General features: G+C 66.1%; 18 protein-coding genes. 7 read left to right on the forward strand and 11 right to left on the reverse strand.

Annotated elements, in window-relative coordinates; all coding sequences use genetic code 11:
* Positions 1–242: 242 nt before the first annotated feature.
* Positions 243–1,364, forward strand: a complete 1,122-nt coding sequence (locus ACPEES_RS09725) for a ribonucleotide-diphosphate reductase subunit beta (protein WP_435103273.1) — start codon at positions 243–245, stop codon at positions 1,362–1,364.
* Between the two features lie 203 nt (positions 1,365–1,567).
* A complete protein-coding gene (locus tag ACPEES_RS09730) occupies positions 1,568–1,912 on the forward strand; it encodes a histidine triad nucleotide-binding protein (protein ID WP_435103274.1) in 345 nt (114 codons plus the stop codon).
* 107 nt (positions 1,913–2,019) lie between these two features.
* Here ACPEES_RS09730 and ACPEES_RS09735 read toward each other — a convergent pair whose 3' ends face one another.
* From ACPEES_RS09735 to ACPEES_RS09750, 4 genes are all read right to left on the reverse strand, one after another.
* Positions 2,020–3,279, reverse strand: coding sequence for a DEAD/DEAH box helicase (locus tag ACPEES_RS09735; protein ID WP_435103275.1), 1,260 nt, complete (start codon positions 3,277–3,279; stop codon positions 2,020–2,022).
* A 150-nt stretch (positions 3,280–3,429) separates the two neighbouring features.
* Entirely contained in the window at positions 3,430–4,551 is a 1,122-nt protein-coding gene (locus tag ACPEES_RS09740) for an ABC transporter permease (RefSeq protein ID WP_435103276.1), read from the reverse strand.
* A 2-nt stretch (positions 4,552–4,553) separates the two neighbouring features.
* On the reverse strand, positions 4,554–7,280 hold the full coding sequence (gene rbbA, locus ACPEES_RS09745; protein ID WP_435103277.1) for a ribosome-associated ATPase/putative transporter RbbA: 2,727 nt from the start codon (positions 7,278–7,280) through the stop codon (positions 4,554–4,556).
* Positions 7,277–8,260: an HlyD family secretion protein gene (locus ACPEES_RS09750; RefSeq protein ID WP_435103278.1), complete on the reverse strand. Its 984-nt coding sequence runs from the start codon at positions 8,258–8,260 to the stop codon at positions 7,277–7,279. Before ACPEES_RS09750 ends, rbbA begins: the two co-directional genes overlap by 4 nt.
* Before the next feature lie 378 nt (positions 8,261–8,638).
* Here ACPEES_RS09750 and ACPEES_RS09755 point away from each other — a divergent pair, with 378 nt between their 5' ends.
* Entirely contained in the window at positions 8,639–9,637 is a 999-nt protein-coding gene (locus ACPEES_RS09755) for a LacI family DNA-binding transcriptional regulator (RefSeq protein ID WP_435103279.1), read from the forward strand.
* Positions 9,638–9,685: 48 nt separating this feature from the next.
* Here ACPEES_RS09755 and xylB read toward each other — a convergent pair whose 3' ends face one another.
* From xylB to ACPEES_RS09790, 7 genes are read right to left on the reverse strand one after another with little or no spacing between them, the layout of a single operon-like run.
* Positions 9,686–11,173 (reverse strand): xylulokinase, encoded by a 1,488-nt coding sequence (gene xylB / locus ACPEES_RS09760; RefSeq protein ID WP_435103280.1) that lies wholly within the window; start codon positions 11,171–11,173, stop codon positions 9,686–9,688.
* Between the two features lie 23 nt (positions 11,174–11,196).
* Complete coding sequence (locus ACPEES_RS09765; protein WP_435103281.1) at positions 11,197–11,928, reverse strand: SDR family oxidoreductase; 732 nt, start codon at positions 11,926–11,928, stop codon at positions 11,197–11,199.
* Between the two features lie 12 nt (positions 11,929–11,940).
* A complete protein-coding gene (locus ACPEES_RS09770) occupies positions 11,941–13,476 on the reverse strand; it encodes an FGGY-family carbohydrate kinase (RefSeq protein ID WP_435103282.1) in 1,536 nt (511 codons plus the stop codon).
* Positions 13,477–13,487: 11 nt separating this feature from the next.
* On the reverse strand, positions 13,488–14,564 hold the full coding sequence (locus tag ACPEES_RS09775; protein ID WP_435103283.1) for a zinc-binding dehydrogenase: 1,077 nt from the start codon (positions 14,562–14,564) through the stop codon (positions 13,488–13,490).
* Positions 14,565–14,620: 56 nt separating this feature from the next.
* A complete protein-coding gene (locus ACPEES_RS09780; protein WP_435103284.1) occupies positions 14,621–15,601 on the reverse strand; it encodes an ABC transporter permease in 981 nt (326 codons plus the stop codon).
* Positions 15,598–17,103, reverse strand: a complete 1,506-nt coding sequence (locus ACPEES_RS09785) for a sugar ABC transporter ATP-binding protein (RefSeq protein ID WP_435103285.1) — start codon at positions 17,101–17,103, stop codon at positions 15,598–15,600. The genes ACPEES_RS09780 and ACPEES_RS09785 overlap by 4 nt, the downstream gene beginning before the upstream one ends.
* A gap of 56 nt (positions 17,104–17,159) precedes the next feature.
* The gene (locus ACPEES_RS09790) at positions 17,160–18,098 is read right to left on the reverse strand and encodes an ABC transporter substrate-binding protein (RefSeq protein ID WP_435103286.1); all 939 of its coding nucleotides are present in this window, start codon (positions 18,096–18,098) and stop codon (positions 17,160–17,162) included.
* Between the two features lie 354 nt (positions 18,099–18,452).
* Here ACPEES_RS09790 and ACPEES_RS09795 point away from each other — a divergent pair, with 354 nt between their 5' ends.
* The 4 genes from ACPEES_RS09795 to ACPEES_RS09810 are packed head-to-tail and all read left to right on the forward strand — an operon-like array spanning position 18,453 to position 23,711.
* Positions 18,453–20,276 (forward strand): PHA/PHB synthase family protein, encoded by a 1,824-nt coding sequence (locus ACPEES_RS09795; RefSeq protein WP_435103287.1) that lies wholly within the window; start codon positions 18,453–18,455, stop codon positions 20,274–20,276.
* A 44-nt stretch (positions 20,277–20,320) separates the two neighbouring features.
* Complete coding sequence (gene fabI / locus ACPEES_RS09800) at positions 20,321–21,085, forward strand: enoyl-ACP reductase FabI (protein ID WP_435103288.1); 765 nt, start codon at positions 20,321–20,323, stop codon at positions 21,083–21,085.
* 23 nt (positions 21,086–21,108) lie between these two features.
* Positions 21,109–22,536: a bifunctional enoyl-CoA hydratase/phosphate acetyltransferase gene (locus tag ACPEES_RS09805; protein WP_435103289.1), complete on the forward strand. Its 1,428-nt coding sequence runs from the start codon at positions 21,109–21,111 to the stop codon at positions 22,534–22,536.
* Entirely contained in the window at positions 22,533–23,711 is a 1,179-nt protein-coding gene (locus ACPEES_RS09810; protein WP_435103290.1) for an acetate/propionate family kinase, read from the forward strand. Before ACPEES_RS09805 ends, ACPEES_RS09810 begins: the two co-directional genes overlap by 4 nt.
* The last annotated feature ends 165 nt before the right edge of the window (positions 23,712–23,876 follow it).

A 23,876-nucleotide genomic window follows, 5' to 3' on the forward strand; every position in this document is an offset into this window, starting at 1 on the left:
GGACTCGCAACCCGGACCCGAAACCACCACCACCGCGGATGCTCCTCGCCGTTGGCCGGCTCCGTCGGTGCGGGTTCCGCCTGGGAGTGCATGCGGCCAGGGAAGGCCGCATCCAAGCGGACACGGACGTATTCACAGTGTCTCCCGGCGGAATCCGCACCGACGGCACTTTGTCCCGATCGGCGAATTGCTTCCGCAGGTCGCGGGCGTCTATCAGCAGCGCACCCAAAAAATCCACGACGATGCCGCGCCCTGCACTGAGCGAGCAAGTGGTGCGCGCCACACGTGAACAAGCACGGAGGATTCACATGCTGACCTGGAACGACGAAAAGCCCGCCACGCCGCGGGCCGACGGCGCCGCCGAGCCGGTGCGCGCCGAGGACAAGCGCGTGATCAACGGCCAGGCGGACATCAACCAGCTCGCCCCGTTCCGCTACCCCTGGGCCTGGGAGTACTTCCTCAAGGCCAACAAGAATCACTGGACGCCCGTGGACGTCAATATGTCCCAGGACGTCCACGACTACCATCACCGGCTGAGCGATGCCGAGCGCCACGTCTACGAGAACGTGCTCGCCTATCTCACCACCGCCGACATCCTCGCTATGCGCAACATCGGCCTGGCGGTAATGGAGAAGATGAGCGCCCCGGAGCTCCAGATCTACCAGGCGCGCCAGGTCTACGAGGAATCGATGCACACCTGGGCGTACCAGCACTGCATCGAGACCATCGGCCTGGACCAGGGCGAGATCTACAACCGCTACCGCGTGGTGCCGCAGATCCAGCGCAAGATCGCCCTGTCCAACCGGCGGCTGAACGCGGTGCTGCGCCCGGACATCGACCTCACCGACCGCGACGCGTTGCACGAGTTCGTGATGTCGTATCTCTTCTTTGCCGCGGTCTTCGAAGGGACTTGGTTCTACAACGGCTTCAGCCCGATATTCTCGCTGCAGCGCCGCGGGCTGATGAAGGGTACCGGCGAACAGCTTCAGTACATCATGCGCGACGAGGTGATGCACTTCACCTTCGGCATGCGCGTGGTGCGCCAGATCGTCAAAGAGGAGGGGGTCGTACTCGATCCCAAGGCGGTGGCCGACATGTGGGCGGAGGCGGACGAGGCCGAGCGGGCCTACGCCGACTTTCTCCTCGCCGACCCCATCCTCGGTTACGACGCCGACATGCACCACGAACAGTTCCGCTTCATCGCCAACCGCCGTGCCAGCAAGGTGGGCCTTGCCGAGCCGTTCCCCGGTGCCCGCAACGCCCTGCCGTGGCTCGACGAGCAGGCCAACCTGCGCAAGGAGAAGAATTTCTTCGAGACCCGGGTGACCGAGTATCAGACCGGCGGGGCGTTGAGCTGGGACTGAGCGAGGCGCTCGGTGAGTTCAAAGGGACGAGTTCAAAGTTCAAAGCGGCAAGTTTAAAGTGGGAGGCGTCTGCGCCGCGGTGCTCTGCGAAGCCGCGTCGGATAGCGATCAACGGGTGGTGTGTGTAGCCCCGGCCGGTGCCGTACGGTACGGCTTCCGCCGGCTTGCTACTCGAAACTTTCAACTTTTAACCAGGACTTCCCATGGCCAATATCTTCGAGAAGATCGTCAACGGCGAGCTGGATGCGGACATCGTCTTTCAGGACGACCGCGTGACTGCCTTCCGCGACATTGCGCCGAAGGCTCGGGTGCACGTGCTGATCGTGCCCAACCAGGTGATCGAGACCGTGGACGACATCGCCGACGAGGATGAAGCCCTCATCGGCCATATGGTGCTCGTCGCCCGGGACATCGCCCGGCAGGAGGGCATCGCCGAAGACGGCTACCGGCTGATGATCAACTGTCGGGAGCACGGGGGGCAGGAGGTGTACCACCTCCACCTGCACCTCATGGGCGGACAGCACATGGGGCCGATGGTCTGCCGATAGGCGCATCGTTTAGTGCCAAGGCACAAGTACAAAGTGAAAAGCGGCAGGCAGGCCTCGGGGGCGCCGTTGCCTCTTGCCGCTTCAAGCTTGCCGCTTTTGACGCTTCCCTACGCCTGAGCCGCCTTGCTCCGGCCCCGGCTGCGGCGGGCGCCGCCGCGTCTGGCGCGGTTGTCCTGACGCCGCCGGCCATTGGTGTGGGCGTTGTCGTCCGGGAGCCGGGTCATCGGAATGCGATCATCCGGTTCGAAGCCGGCCACGGTCTCACGCTGGAGATGCCGGCGCAGCATCGTCTCGATGTCGCGCAGGCACTTGAGCTCGTCGATGCTCACCAGGGAGACCGCTTCACCTTCGGCGCCGGCGCGGCCGGTGCGTCCGATGCGGTGGACGTAATCCTCCGGCACATTGGGGAGCTCGAAGTTCACCACGTGGGGTAGCTGCTCGATGTCCAGACCACGGGCGGCGATGTCAGTGGCCACGAGCACCCGCACGTCACCGGCCTTGAACCCGGCCAGCGCCCGGGTGCGTGCGCCCTGGCTCTTGTTGCCGTGGATCGCGGCAGCGCCGATGCCGCTGCGTTCGAGCTTCTGCGCAAGCCGGTTCGCGCCGTGCTTGGTACGGGTGAACACGAGCACCTGGCGCCAGTCGTTCGCCTCGATGAGATGGCGCAGCAATGCCGGCTTCTGCGCCTTGTCCACGGGGTGGATCTTCTGCGCCACCGTTTCTGCGGTGCTCGAACGGGGGGCGACCTCCACGCGTGCCGGGTCATTGAGCAGGTTGTCGGTAAGCCGCCGGATCTCCTGGGAGAACGTCGCCGAAAACATCAGATTCTGCCGCTCGGGCGGCAGCAGCGCCAGGATTTTGCGGATGTCACGGATGAAGCCCATGTCGAGCATACGGTCGGCTTCATCGAGTACCAGGGTCTCCAGACGGTCGAAGCGCACCGCCCCCTGGCCGTGGAGATCCAGCAACCGGCCCGGCGTCGCCACCAGGATGTCCACGCCCCGGCGCAACTGGTCGATCTGCGGGTTGATCTTGACACCGCCAAAGACCACGGCGGCGCGCAGCGGCAGGTGCCGGCCGTAGTTCGTCACGCTCTCGCCGACCTGAGCGGCAAGCTCGCGAGTAGGGGTGAGAATGAGCGCGCGCACGCCTTTGCCCTCACGAGCCGGGTTGGCGGTGAGGCGGTGCAGCAGCGGCAGGGTGAAGCCGGCGGTCTTGCCGGTGCCGGTCTGGGCGGCGGCCATGACGTCGCCGCCGGAGAGCACTGCCGGAATCGCCTGGGCCTGAATGGGGGTCGGTGTCTCGTAGCCGCGTTCGTTGACCGCGCGTACGAGCGTCTCGGACAGGCCGAGCTGGGAAAATGCCATAGGTAAGAGAATCTCTTGCGGCCGCCCGGGCGGCCAGGAAGTAACGGGTGGGTTGCTAACCGTCTCGGTAACAATGATCGGATTAGAAACGTCTCGCGCACCATACGCGGTTTCGCGCCGGTGTGCCAGCGCCATTGTCCGGCGCTGCGGCTACGTCAACGCAACGCTGGCACGGAAGCGCCGGTGTGCGGCAGCGAAGAACAAGGTGCCGATTGCGATGACGGCCAGAAACTGTGGCCATACCGTTGCCCAGCCCGCGCCGCGGTAGAGGATCGCCTGGGCGAGGCTGACGAAATGGGTCGTGGGGGCTGCCTGCATGATCCACTGCACGCTCACCGGCATGCTCTCTGGTGGCGTCACGCTGCCGGATAGCATCTGCAGGGGCACGATTACCAGGATCATGAGCAACCCGAACTGGGGCATCGAACGGGCGACGGTGCCCAGGTAGATGCCGATGGCGGTGGTGGAGAACAGATGCAGTGCCGCGCCCAGCAGGAACAGGGGGATCGAGCCGGCAATGGGCACGTCGAGTACCCCCTGGACCACGATCACGAGGGACAGCCATGCCGCAACGAGCACGACCAGAGCATTGGCCCAGACCTTGGCTGCCATGATCTCGAGCGGGGAGAGAGGCATCACCAGCAGGTGCTCGAGGGTGCCGTGCTCGCGTTCACGTATCAGCGCCGCGCCGGCTAGGATGATCGAGAGCATGGTGACGTTATTGATGATCTCCATTACGCCGCCGAACCACAGGCCCTCGAGGTTGGGATTGAATTTCACCCGCGTCGCAAGCTCGATGGGTAGCTTGGCCCCGTCACGCCTGCCTTGCACGAAGCGGCGGATTTCCCCGGCGACGATGTTGCGGATGTAGCCCTGGCCGATGAATGCCTGCGTCATGCGCGTGGCGTCGATGTTCACCTGCAGCGCCGGTTGACGGCCGGCGAGCAGATCGCGCTGGAAGCCCGGCGGAATGTCGATGATGAACGTGTAGCGGCCGGTATCGAGGCTGCGATCCATTGCGTTCAGACCGATGCGCTCGACGGGCAGGAAGTAGGGGCCGTGGAAGGCATCGGCGATCTGCTGCGACAACGGCGTTCGGTCTTCGTCGACTACGGCGATGGGCGCATTGTGCAGCCCTACCGAGGCACTGGTGGCCACGGCATAGATGCCACCCGAGAACGCCCAGACGACGAAGATGAATAGCACCTTGTCGAACCACAGGCTGCGCAGTTCCTTGAGCCCTAGATGGAAGACGTTGGCGAGTGCCTTCACGGTCAGCGGTCCTGCTTGCGGAGAAGCGCGAGACTCAGTCCGGTGAGCACCGGGATGAAAAGCGTCAGCGCGAGGAAGTAGGGCGCGAGCTCGGCGAAGCCGAGGTCCTTGGTGAACACGCCCCGGCTGATCACCAGGAAGTACGTCGTGGGAAACACCGCACTGATGATCCGGCCAAGCCCTTCCAGCGAGGATACCGGGTCGGTTAGCCCGGAAAACTGCAGTGCCGGGAGCATTGTGGCCACGGCAGTGCCGGCCAGCGCGGCGATCTGGGTACGCGTGAATGCGGACATCACCAGTCCGAGGCCGGTTGTGGCGGTGACGTAGAGCAGCGCACCCACCGTCAGAGCGGCGATGCTGCCTTTGAGTGGCACGCCGAGCACGGAGACCGCGAGCGCCACCAGTGCCAGGAAGCTCACCATGCTCAAAGCGATGTACGGCAATTGCTTGCCGATGAGGAATTCGAAGCGGGTCACCGGCGTGACGTACAGGTTGGTGATCGAGCCGAGCTCCTTTTCGCGTACCACACCGACGGCCATGAGCATCGCCGGAATGAACACCAGCAGTACCGGTATTATGGCCGGCACCATGGCGTACAGGCTCTTGAAGTCCTGGTTATAGCGGTAGCGCACTTCGATGTCCGCTGGCAGCAGCTGCGGGACGATGCCGCGGGTGCGCACGCTGAGATCGGCCAGATAGGCGAGATTGGCGGCTTCGATGTAGCCGCGAATCGTCTCGCCGCGGAAGGGCATGGCGCCGTCGACCCACACGCCGATTTCGACTGGGCGTCCGCGTTTGAGCCCGCGGCCGAACCCGGGAGGAATTTCGATCGCCATCCCCAACTCCCCGCTTGCCATGCGGCGGTCCAGCGCCGTGGAGTCAGCAATGGGGCCGCGTTCGTCGAAGTAGCGCGACCCGGCGAGGTATTCGGAGTAGTCACGGCTGGCCGGAGTTCGGTCGCGGTCGAGTACGGCAAACGTCAGCTCGTCGACATCCAGCGTGAGTCCGTAGCCGAGGATGAACATCAGCATCACGGACCCGGCCAGCGCGAACGTCAGCCGGATGGGGTCGCGCACCACCTCCAGGGCCTCGCGGTAAGCGTAGGCGAGCAGCCGCCGTAAACGCCGTCGGCCGACGCTGTCCGGCAGGGGGGCGGGCTCCGGGAGGTCGTTCTCGGCATGCGTGCTGTGGGTATCGTCCCCGGTGGCCTCCTCCAGATGCGCGATGAAGGCTTCTTCCAGCGTGCCTGCCTCACGCCCGGCACGAATGGCCGCCGGGGTATCGGTGACCAGCACCCGGCCCGCGTGCATCAGTGAGATACGGTCGCAGCGCTCTGCCTCGTTCATGAAGTGGGTGGAGATGAAGATCGTCACGCCGTGATGGCGGGAGAGATCGGTCAGTATCGCCCAGAAGCGTGCCCGCGCCACTGGGTCCACGCCGGAGGTGGGTTCGTCGAGGATCAGCATCTCCGGGTCGTGGACGACGGCCACTGCCAGGGACAATCGCTGGCGCATGCCCAGTGGCAGATCCGCGGCCAGCTGCTCGGCATGGGTGGCGAGATCGAAGCGCTCGAGCAGCTCCGTGGTGCGTGCGTCTATGCGGTGACTGTCCAGGTGGAACAGCCGGGCGTGGAGCACGAGGTTCTGGCGCACCGTGAGCTCCGCGTACAGCGAGAACCCCTGCGACATGTAGCCCACCCGGCGGCGCATGGCCATGCCCTGGTTCAGGGGCTCGCCCAGCAGCCAGGCTCGTCCGGCGCTGGGCGGGAGCAGGCCGGTGAGCATCTTCATGGTGGTGGTCTTGCCGCACCCGTTGGAGCCGAGGAATCCGAAGATCTCGCCGCGACGCACGTCCAGGCTGACGTCGTCGACCGCAGTGAAGTCTCCGAAGCGGCGGGTGAGTCCCTTGGCAGTGATCACCGGATCGCCGCCGAGTGGGGCCTCTTCGGCGTGTGCGGCGTCTACGTCGATATCGGATGACTGGGGCAGCAGTCCCGCGAACGCCGCTTCCAGGGTCCGCGTACCGGTACGGCGCTTGAGCTGGCCTGGTGAACCCGTGTCGAGTACTTCGCCGGTGTTCATGGCCAGCAGGTGGTCGAAGTGTTCGGCTTCCTCCATGTACGCAGTGGCTACGACCACGCTCATGGCCTCGCGGCGTTGACGGATACGCGCGATGAGTTCCCAGAACTGGCGACGGGAGAGGGGGTCCACGCCGGTGGTGGGCTCGTCGAGGATGAGCAGATCCGGGTCATGGATGAGTGCGCAACACAGCCCGAGCTTCTGCTTCATGCCCCCGGAAAGCTTGCCGGCGGGCCGGTCGCGGAAGGGGGTGAGGCCAGTGCTCGCGAGCAGCTCGGCGATGCGCCGGCTGCGTTGCGCACGGGCGAGCCCGAACAGGCGCCCGAAGAAGTCCACGTTCTCGGCGACGGACAGCGTCGCGTAGAGATTGCGCCCCAGCCCCTGGGGCATGTAAGCGATGCGCGGCGAAACGTGCCGGCGGAAACCGGCGTCACCCATGTTGCCGCCGAGCACCGTCACTGCGCCTGACTGTATCGCACGGGCGCCGGCGATCAATGCGAGGAGGGTGGACTTGCCCACACCGTCTGGGCCAAGCAGGCCGGTCATTACGCCGGCGGGAATCGTCACGTCGATACCGCGAAGCGCCTCGGTGGCGCCATAGCGGTGGGAGACGGAGGTCAGCGTTGCGACGGGAGTGTGCTGTGCGTTCATTGCGGCAGCCGGACGGCGAGCGTCTCGGGCCAGGGCGCCTCGGCGTCGAGCTTCACATAAGCGACCCCGGGCAGTCCGGTTTTGACTGTCTCGATGTGCTCGCGCAGAAGCGTCGGGTCGATGCGGACCTTGACCCGGAACATCAGCTTGGTCCGTTCGGCCTGCGTTTCCACCGCCTTGGGCGTGAACTGCGCCTGCGGTGCGACGAACGAGACCGTCGCGGGAATCGTGTATTCCGGGATGGCGTCCAGGACAATGCGGGCTTCGGAGCCCACGCGCACGCGTCCGGCCTCGGCCGTGGGCAGGAATATGGTCATATAGACATCGGTGAGATCGAGCAGCGTGACCACCTTGCCCCCGGCGCCGAGTACTTCACCCGGCTCGGCGAGCCGGTAAAGGATCCGTCCGCCCACCGGGGCGGTGAGCGTGCTGTCGTCGATTTCGGTGCCGAGCCGCGCGAGACGCGCTTCGGCAGCCTCGATGCCGGCGGTCGCCTGGGAAACCTGAACCCGTGCCGCCTCCAGGGCGGCTTGCGCGGAGAGCTTGGCGGTGCGGGCCTGGTCGACCCGTTCCCGGGAGACGTTGCCATCACGTACGAGCTTCTCCACCCGCTCGAGCTCGGTGTTCGCGTAGTCCAGCTTGCTGCGGCGCTCGGCGACGATGGCCTGCGCGTAGGCCTTCTCGTGGCGGCTGGCGCGGGCACCGGCTTCAGCCTCGCGCAGCTGCGCATTAAGGTCGTCGGTATCCATGCGCGCGAGCACTTGCCCGGCATCGACCATGTCTCCCTCTTCAACGAGCACGGCATTCAGGCGCGCGGCGCGCTTGGTGGCAATGTCGTACTCGGTTGCCTCGATGCGTCCGTTGCCCGCGGCAACGGTGTCGGGAAGTCCCGTATCCCGCATCTCCAGCCATAGCCAGCCGCCACCCATTATGACCACCATTGCGATGATCGCACCCAAAACCCTGGAGCCGATTGTCATTCGTGCCTCTCCGTGCAGCGCGAGCGGGTGAGCCGCTTCCGGGGCGCCGATCATGGCTGACACCCGGGTGAGCTAGTCGAGCATCGTAGCGGTAGATGACAACCGAAATGTTGCTTTGCATCAATTTGGGTGCGAAACCGCATCGAGAGAAAAAAGAGCAACGCACGCTGCGCCGAGGCGAGCGCTTCAGGCGTCGGGCAGTGAGGGAGGTCGGTGTCTCGATGCAGCGGTGGCCACTGCCAGGCGGCCACACAGGTTGCGATTCCCCGGTATGCCAGCGATGATCCGGCCTACTGCGCAACCGCTGCCGGTACCGTGTGCCGGTGTCCGGTGTGTGGCCGCATTGTTGCGGATCCGGTTTCAGATTGTGGGTGAGCCATGGCACGGCACGGCAAGGTGACCATAACCGACATCGCCAGACACGTGGGATTGACCAACATGACGGTGTCGCGGGCCCTGAACAGGCCGGAGAAGGTCAAGCCGGAAACACGGGAGAGGATTCTGGCTGCGGCGCGGGAGCTGGGATATGTCCCCAATGCCTTTGCCAGCCAGCTCAGGAGTCGCGACAACCGCCTGATCGGCCTGGTCACCGCCAGTGTGGACAACCCTTTCTACACCGAAGTGATCAAGGCGATTTCCCGGGAAGCGAAGAAGCAGAATTACACCATCATGCTCATCGACACGGATGGCTCGCCGGCGCTCGAGGAAGTGGCGATCGAGACGCTGCTGAGCTATCAGGTCGCCGGCATCATCCTCTCACCCGTGTCGGACGATACCGGATACCGACCGGCCTACCTGGACCGTCTGCGTGCGACCAGGGTGCCGGTGGTGATGCTCGACCGCACGCTGAGCGTGAGCGACTACAGCCGTGTCGTACTCGACAATCACCGTGCCGGGCGATTGCTGGGCGAATTGCTGGTGGCGAAAGGGGTCCGGAATGTGCTGGCATTGACCGGGCCGCAGGGCTCACAGATCACGCAACGTCGACTGGCAGGTCTCGAGGGCGCCTACGATGCCGCGGGCGCCTCGCTGACGCTGGAGCAATGCCCCGGCGATTACACCCTCGAACCGGCGTTTCGGGACATGACCGACTATCTGCGCGAGGGGGAGCGTCCCGAGGCCGTCTTCGGATTCAATCAGCTGATCACGCTCGGGGCCATGCGAGCCCTGCACGATGCCGGTGTCCCGCGCGAGGACGTGATGGTCGTGGGCATCGATCGCCTGCCGTACGCGGACATTTTCGACGTGATGGTGCCGTGTGCCGCGCACGACACCTACCGGGCCGGTCAGGAGGCCATGCAGTTGCTGTTCGAGCGCATCGAGGACCCGAACGCCGCCACACGCGAGGTCGTGATCTCCGCCACGCTTGTCCAGTAGACCCGGCGTCGCGCCGGTCCGGCATGACAGGCTCCGGGACGCTTGGATTCAGACCGGTATGCCGTGGCGGTCGGCCAGCGTCTGGCGAAAACGGCCGTAGACCTCGTGATAGGTGGCGACGTGCTCCGGATGGGGCGCAGCCCGTGAGGTCTCGTCCAAGGCCACCAGGCGTGAGCAGATGTCTTCGAGCGTCGTAGCGGGGGACAGGTCGCACCACGCCGCCTGCAGCGCCGCGCCCAGGGCGGCGGCATCGGTGATCGTGGGGCAGACCACCGGCGTCGCGGTTATGTCGGCGACCATTTGCCGCCACACCGGGCTTCTGGCTCCCCCACCGATGAGACGGATTTCGCTGGCGTCCGCGGCGAGATCACCGAGCAGCTCGAGCCCGTAACGCATGCCGAAGGTGGCGCTTTCGGCGACCGCCCTGCACAGGTTGGCCTGGGTGGTGTTGGCGCTGGTCAGCCCCAGAAAGCTGGCCGAGGCATGGGGCAGCGCCGGAACGCGTTCGCCGTTGAAGAACGGGAGCACCGTGATCCCTTCCGCTCCCACCGGGGCGCTCGCCATGCGGTCATTGAAGCTCGTCAGGTCGAGTCCGAACAGCTCGCGTAGCCGGTTGGTCGCCGAGGTGACGTTCATGGTGCAGATCAGCGGCAGCCAGCCGCCGCTGCTGGCGCAGAAGTTGGCGACCATGGCGCTGTCGGCGACCACCGGCTCGGCCGAGTAGGCACACACGGTGCCCGAGGTGCCAAGGCTCACGGTCACGAGCCCCGGGGCGATGTTGCCGGTTCCGATGGCCCCCAGCATGTTGTCGCCACCACCGCTTGCGACCCTCACGTCATCGGTCAGTCCCAGCTCGCGGGCCAGGGCCGGGCGTACCGTTCCTGCCGGTTCGTGGGCTTCGACCAGGCGTGGGAGCACCCTGTCCGGATCGAGCTCCGGGGCGATCACGGTGAGCACATCCTCGCGCCAGCAGCGGCGACGGGTGTCGAAGTAGCCGGTGCCGGAGGCGTCGCCCGCCTCGGCGACGCGCTCGCCGGTCAAATAGAAATTGAGGTAGTCGTGGGGGAGCAACAGGCTGTCGATGCGTCGGTAGGCTTCCGGGTGGACGTCGCGCAGCCACGCCAGCTTGGAGGCGGTGTAACCGGTCTGCAGGACCAGTCCCAGTTTGTCCAGGCAGCCCGCCTCGCCACCGAGGCGCTCGACCAGGGCGTCGTTGTGAGCCGCCGTTTCGGTATCGCACCAGAGCTTGGCGGGATGCACCGGCTCGCCCCGGGCATCCAGGGCGACCAGGCCGTGCTGCTGCCCGGAGACGCCGATGGCGCGGATTGCATCCGGGGTGATGCCGGCGTCGTCCACGGCATCGGCGAAGGCGCTGCGAAAGGCCGCCACCCAGTCCGCCGGGTGCTGCTCGCGGCGGCCTTTGTCGCCCTCCACCAAGTGGTGCGGTCGGCTTGCCTCGCCAAGGATTCGCGCCCTGTCGAGGTCGATTACCACCACCTTGGTACCCTGCGTGCCACAGTCGATCCCCAGGTACATGGCGTGTCCCTCGTCGTATCGGGTCAGTGAGCGGTGTAGCCGCCGTCGATCGGCAGGCACGTTCCGCTGATCATGGAAGCGGCCGGGCTCAGCAGAAAAGCGACCGGCAGCGCGACTTCCCGCGGCGCGGCGAAGCGCCCCAGGGGAATCGCGGCCAGCATGGGGTCCCGTTTGGCGGGATCCGACCAGGCGCGTTCGGCCATGGGGGTCAGGGTCACGGTGGGATTGACGCTGTTGACGCGGATCCCCTTGGGGCCGAGCTCGAGGCATAGTACACGTGTCATTGCGTCCATGGCGGCTTTCGAGGCGCAATAGCCCAGGTGGTCCGCCAGTGCCACCATGCTCGCCTGGCTGGAGACGTTGACGATGCTGCCCTGGCGGGCGTGTGTGAGCATGTTGGCGGCGGCTTCCCGCGCCACGACCGCGGCCGCCCGAGTATTCGTGGTCATCTGGGCATCGAGGTCGTCGGCGCGGGCCTCGAGGGCGGGCGCGAGTCTGGAAATACCGGCGCAGTTGACCAGCCCGTCGAGGGCGGGCATGTCGGCGAAGGCCTCGGCGACGGCCGACTCGTCCGTGATGTCGAGCGCTACGGCGCGCACGCTCAGCTCCTGCTCAAGCGCGGCGAGCTGCTCGCGGTTACGGCCGAAGAGCACCAGCTCGGCGCCGAGCTCGGCGAGGGAGCGGGCGATATCCAGCCCGATGCCGCTGGTCGCGCCCGTGACGAGTATGCGTTTGTCGTGAAGGTCGAAGTCCATCGGGGCCCCCGGTCATGCTGAGCGTATTGCATTGAGCCGGTGCATCACCGGTCTGAGCGTCGGGTAGAGCTGGCGGTACAGCTCGAAAAGCTCGTCGTATTGACGCGATGCCTCGTCGGTGGGCTCGGCACGCTTGAGCAGGGTGCCATGCCGCAGGGGGGCGTCGGGATCCAGCAGGCCGGTGCATTGGCCGGCGAGCAGGGCGGCACCCAGCGCCGCTTCCACGTTCTCCTGGTAGGTGTGAACCGGCATGCGTGTCACGTCGGCGATGATCTGCATCCACAGATCGGACCGGGCGGCACCGCCCACGACGATGAGGCCGGGGTCGAGTGTGACCCCCTGGCGCGTTCCCGCTTCCATGTTGTGCCGCAGCGCCAGGGCTACGCCTTCCAGAACGGCGCGGTAGAGATGGTGGCGGCCATGATACAGGCTCACGCCGAAGAAGCCGCCACTGGCGTGCGCATCCCATACGGGGCTTCGTTCCCCCATCAGGTACGGCAGAAAGAGCAGGCCGTCGGCGCCCGGGGCCAGCTCGCGGGCGGTTGATTCGAGATGGTCGAAGACGTTGCCGTCATCATTGGCGTCCCGCGTATCCCCGCCGCAGACGGTATCGACGAACCAGCTGACCGACGCGCCCGCGGTCAACGCGCCCCCGAAGGTGTAGAGATCGCGTGCGCTATTGAGCACATGGGGCATGCTGATCAGTCCCTGATCGGCATCGACCCGCTGGTTGATCACGCCCCAGCACATGCTGGTTCCGATCATGGCGACATGGTTGCCGGGTTCGGTAGCGCCTGCCGCCAGTGTCGCCATGGCCGCGTCGACACCGCCAGCGACTATGGGAATGCCGCCGGGCAGCCCCAGTGAGTCGGCCTGCGCCGGCAGCAGATCGCCCACGCGGGCGCCCGAATCGACCAGCCCTGCAGGCAACCTGTCGCCATCGAGCCCGAGCGCGTCGATCATCTCCGCCGACCATTCCCGCGCCTGCAGGTCGTAGATGCCGCCGATATTGCCGGCGGAGCAGTGGTCAATAGCGATTTCGCCGCTGAGCAGGTAGTTGACGTAGCTGTTGGGCGGCAACAAGTAGCGGGTACGCGCCCAGACTGCCGGGCACTCGTCCCTGAGCCACATCATTTTGGTGAACCCGTAGTAGCTGTCCACTGCGTTGCCGGTCACCGCCTGCAGGCGCCCGAGATCGATGTGCTCCCTGACCCATTGGACCTGGGCCTCGGCGCGCCGGTCCATCCAGATCAGGCAGGGATACACGGGACGGATATCCGCGTCGACCGGTATGCCCGAGCCGCCGTACAGGCTGCTGACGCACAGTGCCCTGACCGAGTCGGGGTCCACGTCAGAGGCGGCCAGGCAGGCGCGGATGCAGGTCTGCACCGCTTCCCACCAGACCTGCGGCCACTGCTCGGCCCACAGGGGCCTGGGCGTGTCGACGCGGTACCCGTGGCTGTGCTGCGCCAGAATCCGGCCATCGCGGTCGACCACCAGAGCTTTCGTACTCTGGGTGCCTATGTCGATACCGATGACAGTATCCATGCTGGCATCCCTCACGGCTTGAGGACGACTTTGATGGAGTCGGTGGAGTCGGCGAGGTCGAAGCCGTGGCCGAAGTCCTCGAGGGGTAGCCGGTGAGTGACGATGCCTTTCGAGGTGATCAGACCGCGGGCGAACAGGTCGATGGCGACCGGGTACGTGTACGGGGCGAGGTGGGCGCCGCGGACGTCCAGCTCTTTACGGTCGCCGATGATGGACCAGTCGACGCTGGTTTCCTTGCCGAACACGCTGAACTCGACGAAACGTCCCAGCTTGCGGATGACCTCCAGGCCCTGGGTGACGCCGGCCGGTGCGCCAGTGGCTTCGATGTAGACATCGCAGCCGTAGCCGTCGGTTACGGCTTTGACTTCGGCGTTGACGTCGTCACGGGCCGGGTTCAGGACCATGTCCGCACCGAACCGTCTGGCGAGCTCCAGGCGTTCGTCGACCATGTCGACGACGACGAGCTTGCGCGGTGTCTTGAGATGAGCCACCTGCACCATGGCGAGCCCGATGGCGCCCGCCCCGGCGATGACCACCACGTCGTCGAGCTGGATGTCGCCACGGTTGACCGCGTGGATGCCGCAGGACATGGGCTCGATGAAGGCGGCGTCGTCGTCGCTGACGGTCTCCGGGATGCGGTGGACGCGGCACTGGGACGAGACTTTCAGGTATTCGGCCATGCCGCCGTCGGCGACGATGCGCTGGAAGCCGAAGATGTTGTGCACCTCGCACATCCAGTAGCTGCCGGACGTGCAGTAGCGACACTTGCCGCAAGGTACGATCTGCTCGGCGATGGCGCGCTCCCCCAGGCCGATGCCGAAGTGCTCTCCCGCGCCTTCGCCGAGCTCGACGACCTCGCCGAAAAACTCATGGCCGGCGACGACAGGGGCCTTGACCCACGGCTCGTCGCCGTCCCAGAACATTCGGGCGCCGGAGCGGCACTTACAGTCGCTCGCACAGATGCCGCAGGCCACGATTTTCAGGATCAGCTCGTTGGGCCCGACCCTTGGCACTTCGCGTTGCTCCAGGCGGTAGTCGTAGGGGCCGTGGCAGACTACGGCATTCATCGGGGTACGGGTCTGTGTCATTGAGTTGCTCCGAGGCGTTCGTTGGTTGTTCTTTCCGGGGGCACCGGTAATGGGCGTCAGGGCGAGCGTTTGCGGCTGATGTAAATGGCCAGCAGGATGATGCAGCCCTTGATGACGTTCTGGAGGTAGGGCGAGACGCCCATCAGGTTGAGCCCGTTGTTGAGGATGCCGAGCAGCATGGCGCCGATCAGGGTGCCGAGGATCATGCCGCGGCCGCCGGTGATCGCGGCCCCGCCGAGTACCACGGCGGCGATGGCATCGAGCTCGAAGCCGACACCGGCGTTGGGCTGGCCGCTCATCAGGCGCGAGGTCAGGATCAACCCGGCGATGGCGGCGGTCATGCCGCTCAGGGTGTAGACGAGCAGCTTGTAGCGCGGGACCTGGATGCCGGAAAGGCGCGTGGCTTCCTCGTTACCACCGATCGCGTAGAGGTAGCGGCCGGTGGCGGTATGGCCGAGCAGTACATAGCCGGCTGCGTAGACCGCGGCCATGATCAGAATCGGCATCTCGATGCCGGCCAGGCTGCCGCGCCCGAAGAACGCGAACTCCGGGGGCAGGCCGGAGATGGGGTAGCCGCCGGTGTAGATCAGCGCGAGCCCCCGGGCGATGCCCATGGTGGCCAGCGTCACGATGATCGGCGGCATGCCCGCGAAGGCGACGAAGATACCGTTGGCCGCGCCGAACGCGGCGCCGACCAGCAGCCCGCTCGGAATGGCCAGCGCCGGCGACACCCCCGCGGCCATGAGGCCTGCCATGACGGTACCCGAGAAGGCCATCACCGGGCCTACCGACAGATCGATGCCACCGGTGAGAATGGCCAGGCTCATGCCGGCTGCGATGACGGCGATGATCGAGGCCTGGCGTGCCAGGTTGACCAGGTTGCTCGAGGTCAGGAAGTTGTCGTTGATCACCGCCATGGCGACGAAAACGACGAGGAATCCGACCAGAGGATAGAAGACCGGCGTACGGCGCCAGCGCGCCAGGCGCAGGGTCAGCGATGGACGTCCGGTAACGGGCGTCGAGGCGAGCTCGTTCATGCCGAGAGTCCCCCCGTGGCGTGGTACATGATGGATTGGGAATCGAGGTCGTCACCCTGCAGCTCCGCGGCGATCCGGCCGTGGTAGAAGACCGCCACGCGGTCACACAGGCCCAGGACCTCGGGGAGCTCCGAGGAGATCATGATGATCGACACCCCTTTCGCCGTGAGCTGTTTCATCAGCGCGTAGATCTCGGACTTGGCGCCGACGTCGATCCCCCGGGTGGGCTCGTCGAAGATCAGCACGTTGCACTGGTGGCCCAGCCAGCGTGCGATGACGACCTTCTGCTGATTGCCGCCGCTGAGATCCCCTACCGGGGTTTCCGGTCCCGGTGCCTTGACCTGGACCGTCGCCATCAGATCGGCGACGGAGCGGGACTCCTGGCGACGTTCGATCAACGGCAGCGTCCCCTTGAACTGCGGCAGATTGTTCAGGGAAATGTTGTCGCGGCACGAGAACGGCAGAATCAGGCCCTGAGTCTTGCGGCTTTCCGGCAACAGGCCGATGCCGTGCTTTAGCGCCGTCGCGGGATCACGAAGTCTCACGGGGCGCCCGTGCATGTGGATGTCGACGTGCGCCGGACGCCTCGCGCCGATCAGTCCCATGGCCAGCTCGGTGCGTCCCGATCCGACCAGGCCAGCGAATCCGAGAATCTCGCCGCGGTGCAGCCGGAGGGCGTGTTCGGGACCGTCGGCGTGGAGCTGCAGGTGCTTGACGTCCAGGACCACGTCGCGCCAGTCGGCATCGCAGCGATGCGCCGGGAAGATGTTCTCGACGCGCCGGCCGACCATCCGCTCGATCAGCTCGTCGGCGGTGGTGGCGTCAACGGCGCAGTCGTCGACTTTCCTGCCATCGCGCATCACCGTGACGCGATCGCAGACCGCGAAAATCTCCTCCATGTGATGCGAGATGAACACCATGCCCACGCCCTGGCCGCGCAGCTTGCGCATGATGGTGAACAGGTGCTCGGCTTCACTGGGGGTCAGCGTCGCGGTGGGCTCGTCGAGCACGAGAATTCGGGCATTGAGTGACAGCGCCTTGGCGATTTCGACGAACTGCTGGTCGGCGACACTCAGCTCGACGATCGGGCAATCGAGGGGGATCGATACCTTGAGGTGCTCGAACAGCCTCCCTGCTGCCCGTTCCATCCCGCGGCGGTCGCGCAAGCCCCAGCGATTGCGAAGCTCGCGGCCCAGGAAGATGTTGTCCACGGCATCCAGGTCCGGGATCAGGCTGAACTCCTGGAAGATGATTCCGACACCGGCCCGCCTGGCATCCTGATATCCGTGCCGGAAGTCGCAGGCCTCGCCGTTGATGAAGATGTCGCCCTCGTCCTGGCGATGGATGCCGCAGAGGATCTTCATCAGCGTCGATTTTCCGGCCCCGTTTTCGCCGAGCAGCGCGTGCACTTCACCCGCGCGGACGTCGAGTGACACGTCGTGCAGGGCCCGCACACCGGGAAACGACTTGGAAATGTGTCTGAGAGAGAGTAACGGCGTCATAAGGCTACCCTCGTGTGCCGCCCATGGCGGCACACGTCGTCAGCGTCTGCAGGGGGTTACCAGCTGAAGTCGGAGGCCTTCTCGCGGTCGATCAGCTTGACGTCGATGGGGATATCCTTGGGCGCGGTGTCGGCGTCCCAGTGCTTGGCGAGCGCCAGCCCCAGGCCGACGCGTACCATGTCGCGGGGATACTGTGCGGAAGTGGCGATGAAAAGCGAATCGGGCTTGCGGATCGCTTCGATTGCCTCCGGATGGCCGTCGACGCTTACTAGCTTGATGTCTTTGCCGCTGGTGCTGATGGCGGCGAGTGCGCCCAGCGACCCGATGTCATTGACGCTGAACAGGCCGTCCAGATCCGGGTGGGCCTGAATCAGGTTCTCGGTGACGGTCATGGCATGGGCGCGTTCCTGGCGGCCGTTCTGTTTGTCGACGATCTCGATACCGGCATGCTCGTCCAGCGCCGCTGTGCAACCTTCGATCCGTTGCAGAATCGGTACGACGGGAATGCCGTCCAGCAGGGCCACCTTGCCGTTGCCACCGAGTTGTCCGGCGAGGTACTCGCAGGCCTTGTAGCCGGCGTCGTAGTTCTTCGATCCCACGAACCCGTCAACCGGCCCGTTGGCCTGAGCGTCCACCGCCACCGTGGTCACGCCGGCTTCCTCGGCGGCGAGCACCGCGGTTTCGACACCCACCGAATCGGTGGGGTTGAGCAAGAGGATGTCGATGCCTCGCTGGATCATGTCTTCGACGTCGTTGACCTGCTTGGCCACGTCGTGCCGTGCATCGGTGACGATGACCTCGGCGCCGATATCCGCGGCCGCGTTCTCGAGTGCGTCCTGCATCGTCACGAAGTACGGGTTGTTGAGCTCTTGAAAGGACATTCCGATCGTTAGCTGATCGTCAGCGGCAAAGGCACTGCCCGTGGCCATGGCGGTCGCGCAGGCGGCGACGAGGGCAGTCTTGCGCACGGGGCGTGCGGTCCTGGCAAAGGGCATGGTTCTCTCCTCCCTCTCCGAGTTTTGTGTCGTTCGAAAATGCTGACGCGAGCAAAATGATAACGTCAACATTTGCCGATCGTAGGGGGATGCCCGTCTCGGGTCAACCGCGCGCCGACGAACGCCGACGGCAGCACGGGGGCGTCGTCACCGCCGGCGCCCGGCCGCGTCCGTGGCAGCAATGTCCGTGCAAGATGCCCGGCGGCGTCCGCGACCTCTTGGCAGATCGGTGCGTGGCGTAACAGACTGTATGTTGCTCTGCATCAATATGCCCGCAAGGTCGTCTTGAGAGGATGGCGCCACGCTGTGCCAATGGCGCAGCTTCATGCACTCGAGCAGTACGGGAGCGTTAGCATGAGCGAGACAGAGCGGCGGCGGACGGAAAACCGGCCGGCGACGGCCGGGGGCAGTGCGGGTGATGTCCCTTGCGCGGGCGGCATATACGAGCGCCCTACGCCGGGGCACTACAGCGCCCTGGCAATGGATCGTGCGTACAAGGCCTCCCTGGCGCGCACCACCGGGGGTATCAGTCCCGCCGGGCTCGCCACGACCACGTTCGAGTGGTTCGCTCACCTCGCGCTTTCTCCCGGCAAGCAGGTGGAGCTCGCGGAGAAGGCGGCGCGCAAGACGCTGCGAGGGTGGCGTCATGCCATGGAGGTGGGTTTCGGTCGTGACGTCGAGCCGTGTATCGAGCCTCTGCCCCAGGACCGGCGCTTCTCCGGCGAGGCCTGGCAGCAATGGCCCTACAACGTCATCTCGCAGTCGTTCCTGCTCCAGCAGCAGTGGCTTCACAACGCCACCACCGATATCGACGGCCTGTCGGCGTCGACCGAGCGCGTGGTCTCCTTCGTCGCCCGCCAGATGCTCGATCACTTTTCGCCGTCGAACATCCCCTGGCTTAATCCGGAGGTGGCGAGAACCACTGCCGAGCAGGGCGGTGCGAACCTGGTGCGTGGCTGGCACAACTGGCTGGCGGACTGGGAGCGCACTGTCGCCGGCCGCCCGCCGGTGGGTGCCGAGGCATATCGTGTCGGCGACAACGTCGCCGTGACGCCGGGAAAGGTCGTCTACCGCAACCGGCTCATCGAGCTCATCCAGTACCAGCCGGTGACCAAGCAGGTCCATGCTGAGCCGGTGCTGATCGTCCCGGCATGGATCATGAAGTACTACATCCTCGATCTTTCGCCGGAGAACTCCCTGGTTCGCTACCTGGTTTCCCAGGGGCATACCGTGTTCATGATTTCCTGGCGCAATCCCACCTCGGAGGACCGCGACCTGGGGATGGCGGACTACCGGCGGCACGGTCCAATGGCTGCGCTGGACGTCATCAATGACATCGTGCCGGATCGCAAGGTACACGCGGTGGGTTACTGTCTCGGTGGCACGCTCATGTCCATTACCGCCGCCGCCATGGCGCGCGACGGCGACGACCGCCTGGCCTCGCTGACGACGCTGGCTACCCAGGTGGATTTCACCGAGGCCGGTGAGCTGATGCTGTTCATCAGCGAGAGCGAGGTCGCCTATCTCGAGAACATGATGTGGGACCAGGGCTACCTGGACGGTTACCAGATGGCCGGTGCCTTCCAGATCCTGCGCTCCAACGATCTCATCTGGTCGCGCATGCTGCGCAACTACCTCCTCGGCGAGCGTCAGCCCATGAACGATCTCATGGCCTGGAACGCCGATCTGACGCGTATGCCTTACCGCATGCACTCCGAATACCTGCGGCGGCTGTTCCTCAACAACGAGCTCGCCACCGGGCGCTACACCGTGGACGACCGGCCGGTGGCGCTCAGTGACATCCACGTGCCGATCTTCGCCGTGGGTACGGTCAAGGACCATGTCGCGCCCTGGCGCTCCGTTTACAAGATCCACCTGTTCGCCGACGCCGAGGAGGTGACCTTCCTGCTGACCACCGGCGGTCACAACGCCGGCATCGTGAGCGAACCGGGGCATCCGCGGCGCAGCTACCAGATGCGCACCCATCGCGAGGGCGAGACCTACATCGATCCCGAGACCTGGCGGGGGACCACGCCCAGCAACTCCGGCTCGTGGTGGCCGGCCTGGCAGGCGTGGCTCGCTGAGCGCTCGTCGGGGCGCGTCGCGCCGCCGTCGCTCGGCTCCGATGCTTATCCGCCGGTCACCGACGCGCCCGGCGTGTACGTGCGCCAGCCCTGAGCACGTGGACGTGCACCTAGATCCAGCGACAAGGAGATGTGCCCATGACTGCGCTTGACGGTAAGAAGGGACTCGTGGTCGGAGTCGCCAACGAGGCCTCGATCGCCGCCGGTTGCGCGCGTGCGTTTCGCGATGCCGGTGCCGAGCTGGCGTTGACCTATCTCAACGACCGCGCCAAGCCTCACGTACTGCCGGTGGCCGAGGCGGTCGGCGCCGAGATCCTCGCGCCGCTCGATGTTCAGGACGACTCGGCGATGGAGACGCTCTTCCAGCGTATCCGGCAGACGTGGGGGAAGCTGGATTTCGTCCTGCATTCCATCGCCTATTGCCCCAGGGACGATCTTCACGGCCGTGTCACCGACTGCTCCCGCGAGGGCTTCACCACGGCCATGGACATATCGGTGCACTCGCTCATCCGGCTCGCGCGCCATGCCGAGCCACTGATGCCAGAGGGAGGGAGTCTGCTGACCGTGAGTTACTACGGCGCCGAGAAGGTCGTCGACCACTACAACATCATGGGGCCGGTCAAGGCCGCTCTGGAGGCGACCACGCGGTACCTCGCCGCTGAGCTCGGTGGTGCGGGAATCCGCGTCAATGCGCTTTCGCCGGGTCCGATCCGCACCCGCGCCGCTTCGGGCATCGAGCACTTCGACGAGCTCATCGACGAGGCCCGCGAGCGTGCCCCCGCGCACCGCCTGGTCACTATCGAGGAGGTGGGGGATTTCGCCGTGCACATGGTTTGCGACGGTGCACGTGGGGTCACGGGCAACGTCGCCTACGTGGACGCCGGCTATCACGTAATGGCCTGACTACTGGCAAAGGAAACGCCGCCATGAATGAATCGACCAACGTGACCGAGGCCTCGGGGCTGTATATCGAGAACCGTACCTTCGAGGAGCTTGCTGTCGGCGATACCGCCGAGCTTACCCGGACGCTGCGGCCCCAGGACATCGAGCTCTTCGCCGTGATGTCCGGTGACGTGAACCCCGCCCATGTCGACGAGGAGTACGCCAGGTCCGACCGCTTCCACAAGGTCATTGCCCACGGCATGTGGGGCGGGGCTCTGATCTCGGCGGTCCTCGGCACCGAGCTGCCCGGGCCGGGCACGATCTATCTCAATCAGTCGTTGAGCTTTCGCCGGCCGGTGGGCATCGGCGATACCGTGACCGTGCGCGTGACGGTGCGCGAGATGAACGCCGAGAACCACCGTGTGATTCTCGACTGCCGCTGTTGGAACCAGGATGGTGAGAGCGTCATCAGCGGCGAGGCGGAAGTGCTCGCGCCCACGCAGAAGGTTCGGCGCCCGCGGGCGGTGCTGCCCGAAGTTCATCTGCACGAGCGTGGCGCCCGTTACCGGCGACTGATCGAGGCCACCCACGATCTCGCGCCCATTGCCACCGCTGTCATCCACCCGTGCGAGCCCGTCGCGCTCACGGGTGCGCTCGAGGCTGCCCGGGAGGGTCTTGTCGTGCCGGTTCTGGTCGGGCCCGAGGCGAGAATCCGCGCGACTGCGGAAAGCGCGGGCGTCTCGCTCGACGATACCGAGATCGTGGACGTCCCGCACAGTCATGCCGCGGCCGAACGGGCCGTGGCGCTTGCCCGGGAGGGGCGGGTGGAAGCGCTCATGAAGGGGTCGCTGCACACCGACGAGGTAATGGAAGCGGTGGTCGACCGCACCGCCGGGCTCCGCACCGAGCGCCGGATGAGTCACGTCTATGCCCTCGACGTACCCCACTACCCAAGGGCGGTGTTCATCACCGATGGTGCCGTGAACATTTATCCGTCGCTGGCGGACAAGCACGATATCGTCCAGAACGCCATCGATCTGCTCCACGCCCTGGCGATCGACACGCCGCGGGTGGCGTTACTGTCGGCCGTGGAGACCGTGGATGCCAAGTTCCCCTCCACCGTGGAGGCGGCGGCGTTGTGCAAAATGGCCCAGCGTGGCCAGATCACCGGTGGTGTGCTCGATGGTCCGCTCGCCTTCGACAACGCCATCTCCGCCGAGGCGGCGAGAACCAAGGGAATCGACTCGCCGGTGGCCGGCAAGGCCGACATCCTGGTGGCGCCTGACCTGGAGGCAGGCAACATGATGGCCAAGCAGCTCATCCATCTTGCCGGTGCCGACGCCGCGGGTATCGTCCTCGGGGCCCGGGTGCCGGTGATGCTCACCAGCCGCTCGGACGACACGCTCTCGCGACTGGCCTCGGCGGCACTTGCCCAGCTCTATGTGCGCCATTGGGGCAGGGATGCGTCATGACGGCCGCCGTGCTGGTGATCAACGCAGGCTCGTCCTCCGTGAAGGCGGCGGCGTTTCCCGCGGAAGGCGGGGGGGAGGCGCTGTGGCGTGGTGCCGTCCTCGGTATCGGCGGAACGCCCCGCTACGTCGCACACTTGGCGGGGGGCGAGGGCGCCGAGTCGTTGCCCGTCGAAGGTGGCGATCAGGATCACGAGTCCCTCACCGGCTGGCTGCTGGCGCGGATCGGCCGTGAATGCCCGGGCCTGGAGGTCGTCGCGGCCGGGCACCGCGTGGTCCACGGCGGGCGCGACTTCGACGCGCCGGTCGTGATCACCGACGCGGTCATCGACGCGCTCCGGGGGCTGATTCCGCTCGCGCCGGCGCATCAGCCCCACAACCTGGCGGGCATACGTGCGGTCGCCGATCGCTGGCCGGCTATTACCCAGGTGGCTGCCTTCGACACGGCGTTTCACCGAACCCAGCCGCGGCTCGCGCAGCTATTCGCGCTGCCCCGGACGCTCGCGGACGAAGGCGTGTTGCGCTACGGCTTCCACGGGCTTTCCTACCAGCACATCGCCGACGTCCTGCCCCGGTACGCCGGTGGTCGCGCCGATGGCCGGGTGATCGTGGCCCACCTCGGCCACGGCGCCAGCCTCTGCGCCATGCTCGGCCGGCAAAGCGTTGCCACCAGCATGGGCTTCACTGCCCTCGACGGTCTCGTCATGGGCAGGCGTTGCGGCACGCTCGACCCGGGCGTGATCTTCCACCTGATGCGCGATCGGGGCATGAGCGCGGAGCAGGTCGAGGCGATGCTGAGCCGAGAGTCCGGTCTGCTCGGCCTCTCCGGCATCAGCGATGACATGCAGACGCTGCTGGCGAGCGACGACGCGAACGCCGAGGAAGCGGTGGCGCTGTTCGTCTACCGCGCCGTGAGTCTCGCCGGTTCCCTCATCGCCACCCTCGGGGGGCTGGATGCGCTGGTGTTCACCGGTGGTATCGGTGAGCATGCCGCGCCCGTGCGCGCACGCATCGTCGACGGTCTCGCCTGGCTCGGTATGAGTCTCGACGAACGCGCCAACGCGGCCGGGGACGTTCGACTCCACGACGGGGACAGCGCTGTCGGTGTGTTCGCCGTTCCTGCTGACGAAGAGCGCGTGATCGCCCGTCAGACCCGGCACCTGACTTTGGCGCCGTAGACGAGACCGACAGCGGCGCCCTTCTCCTCCGCTCGCCCGGACGCCGGGCCGTGCCTGCGCGATCTCGGACATCGTGCCGGTGTCGGAGCGCTCCGCGGTGATGCCCCTTCCCATTGATTCCTGCCTGGACCGGGGTTGTGCATGCAAGCCGGCCGCGGAATCCAA

Origin of the sequence: Arhodomonas sp. AD133, assembly GCF_051195215.1 — a bacterium.
Classification (GTDB): domain Bacteria; phylum Pseudomonadota; class Gammaproteobacteria; order Nitrococcales; family Nitrococcaceae; genus Arhodomonas.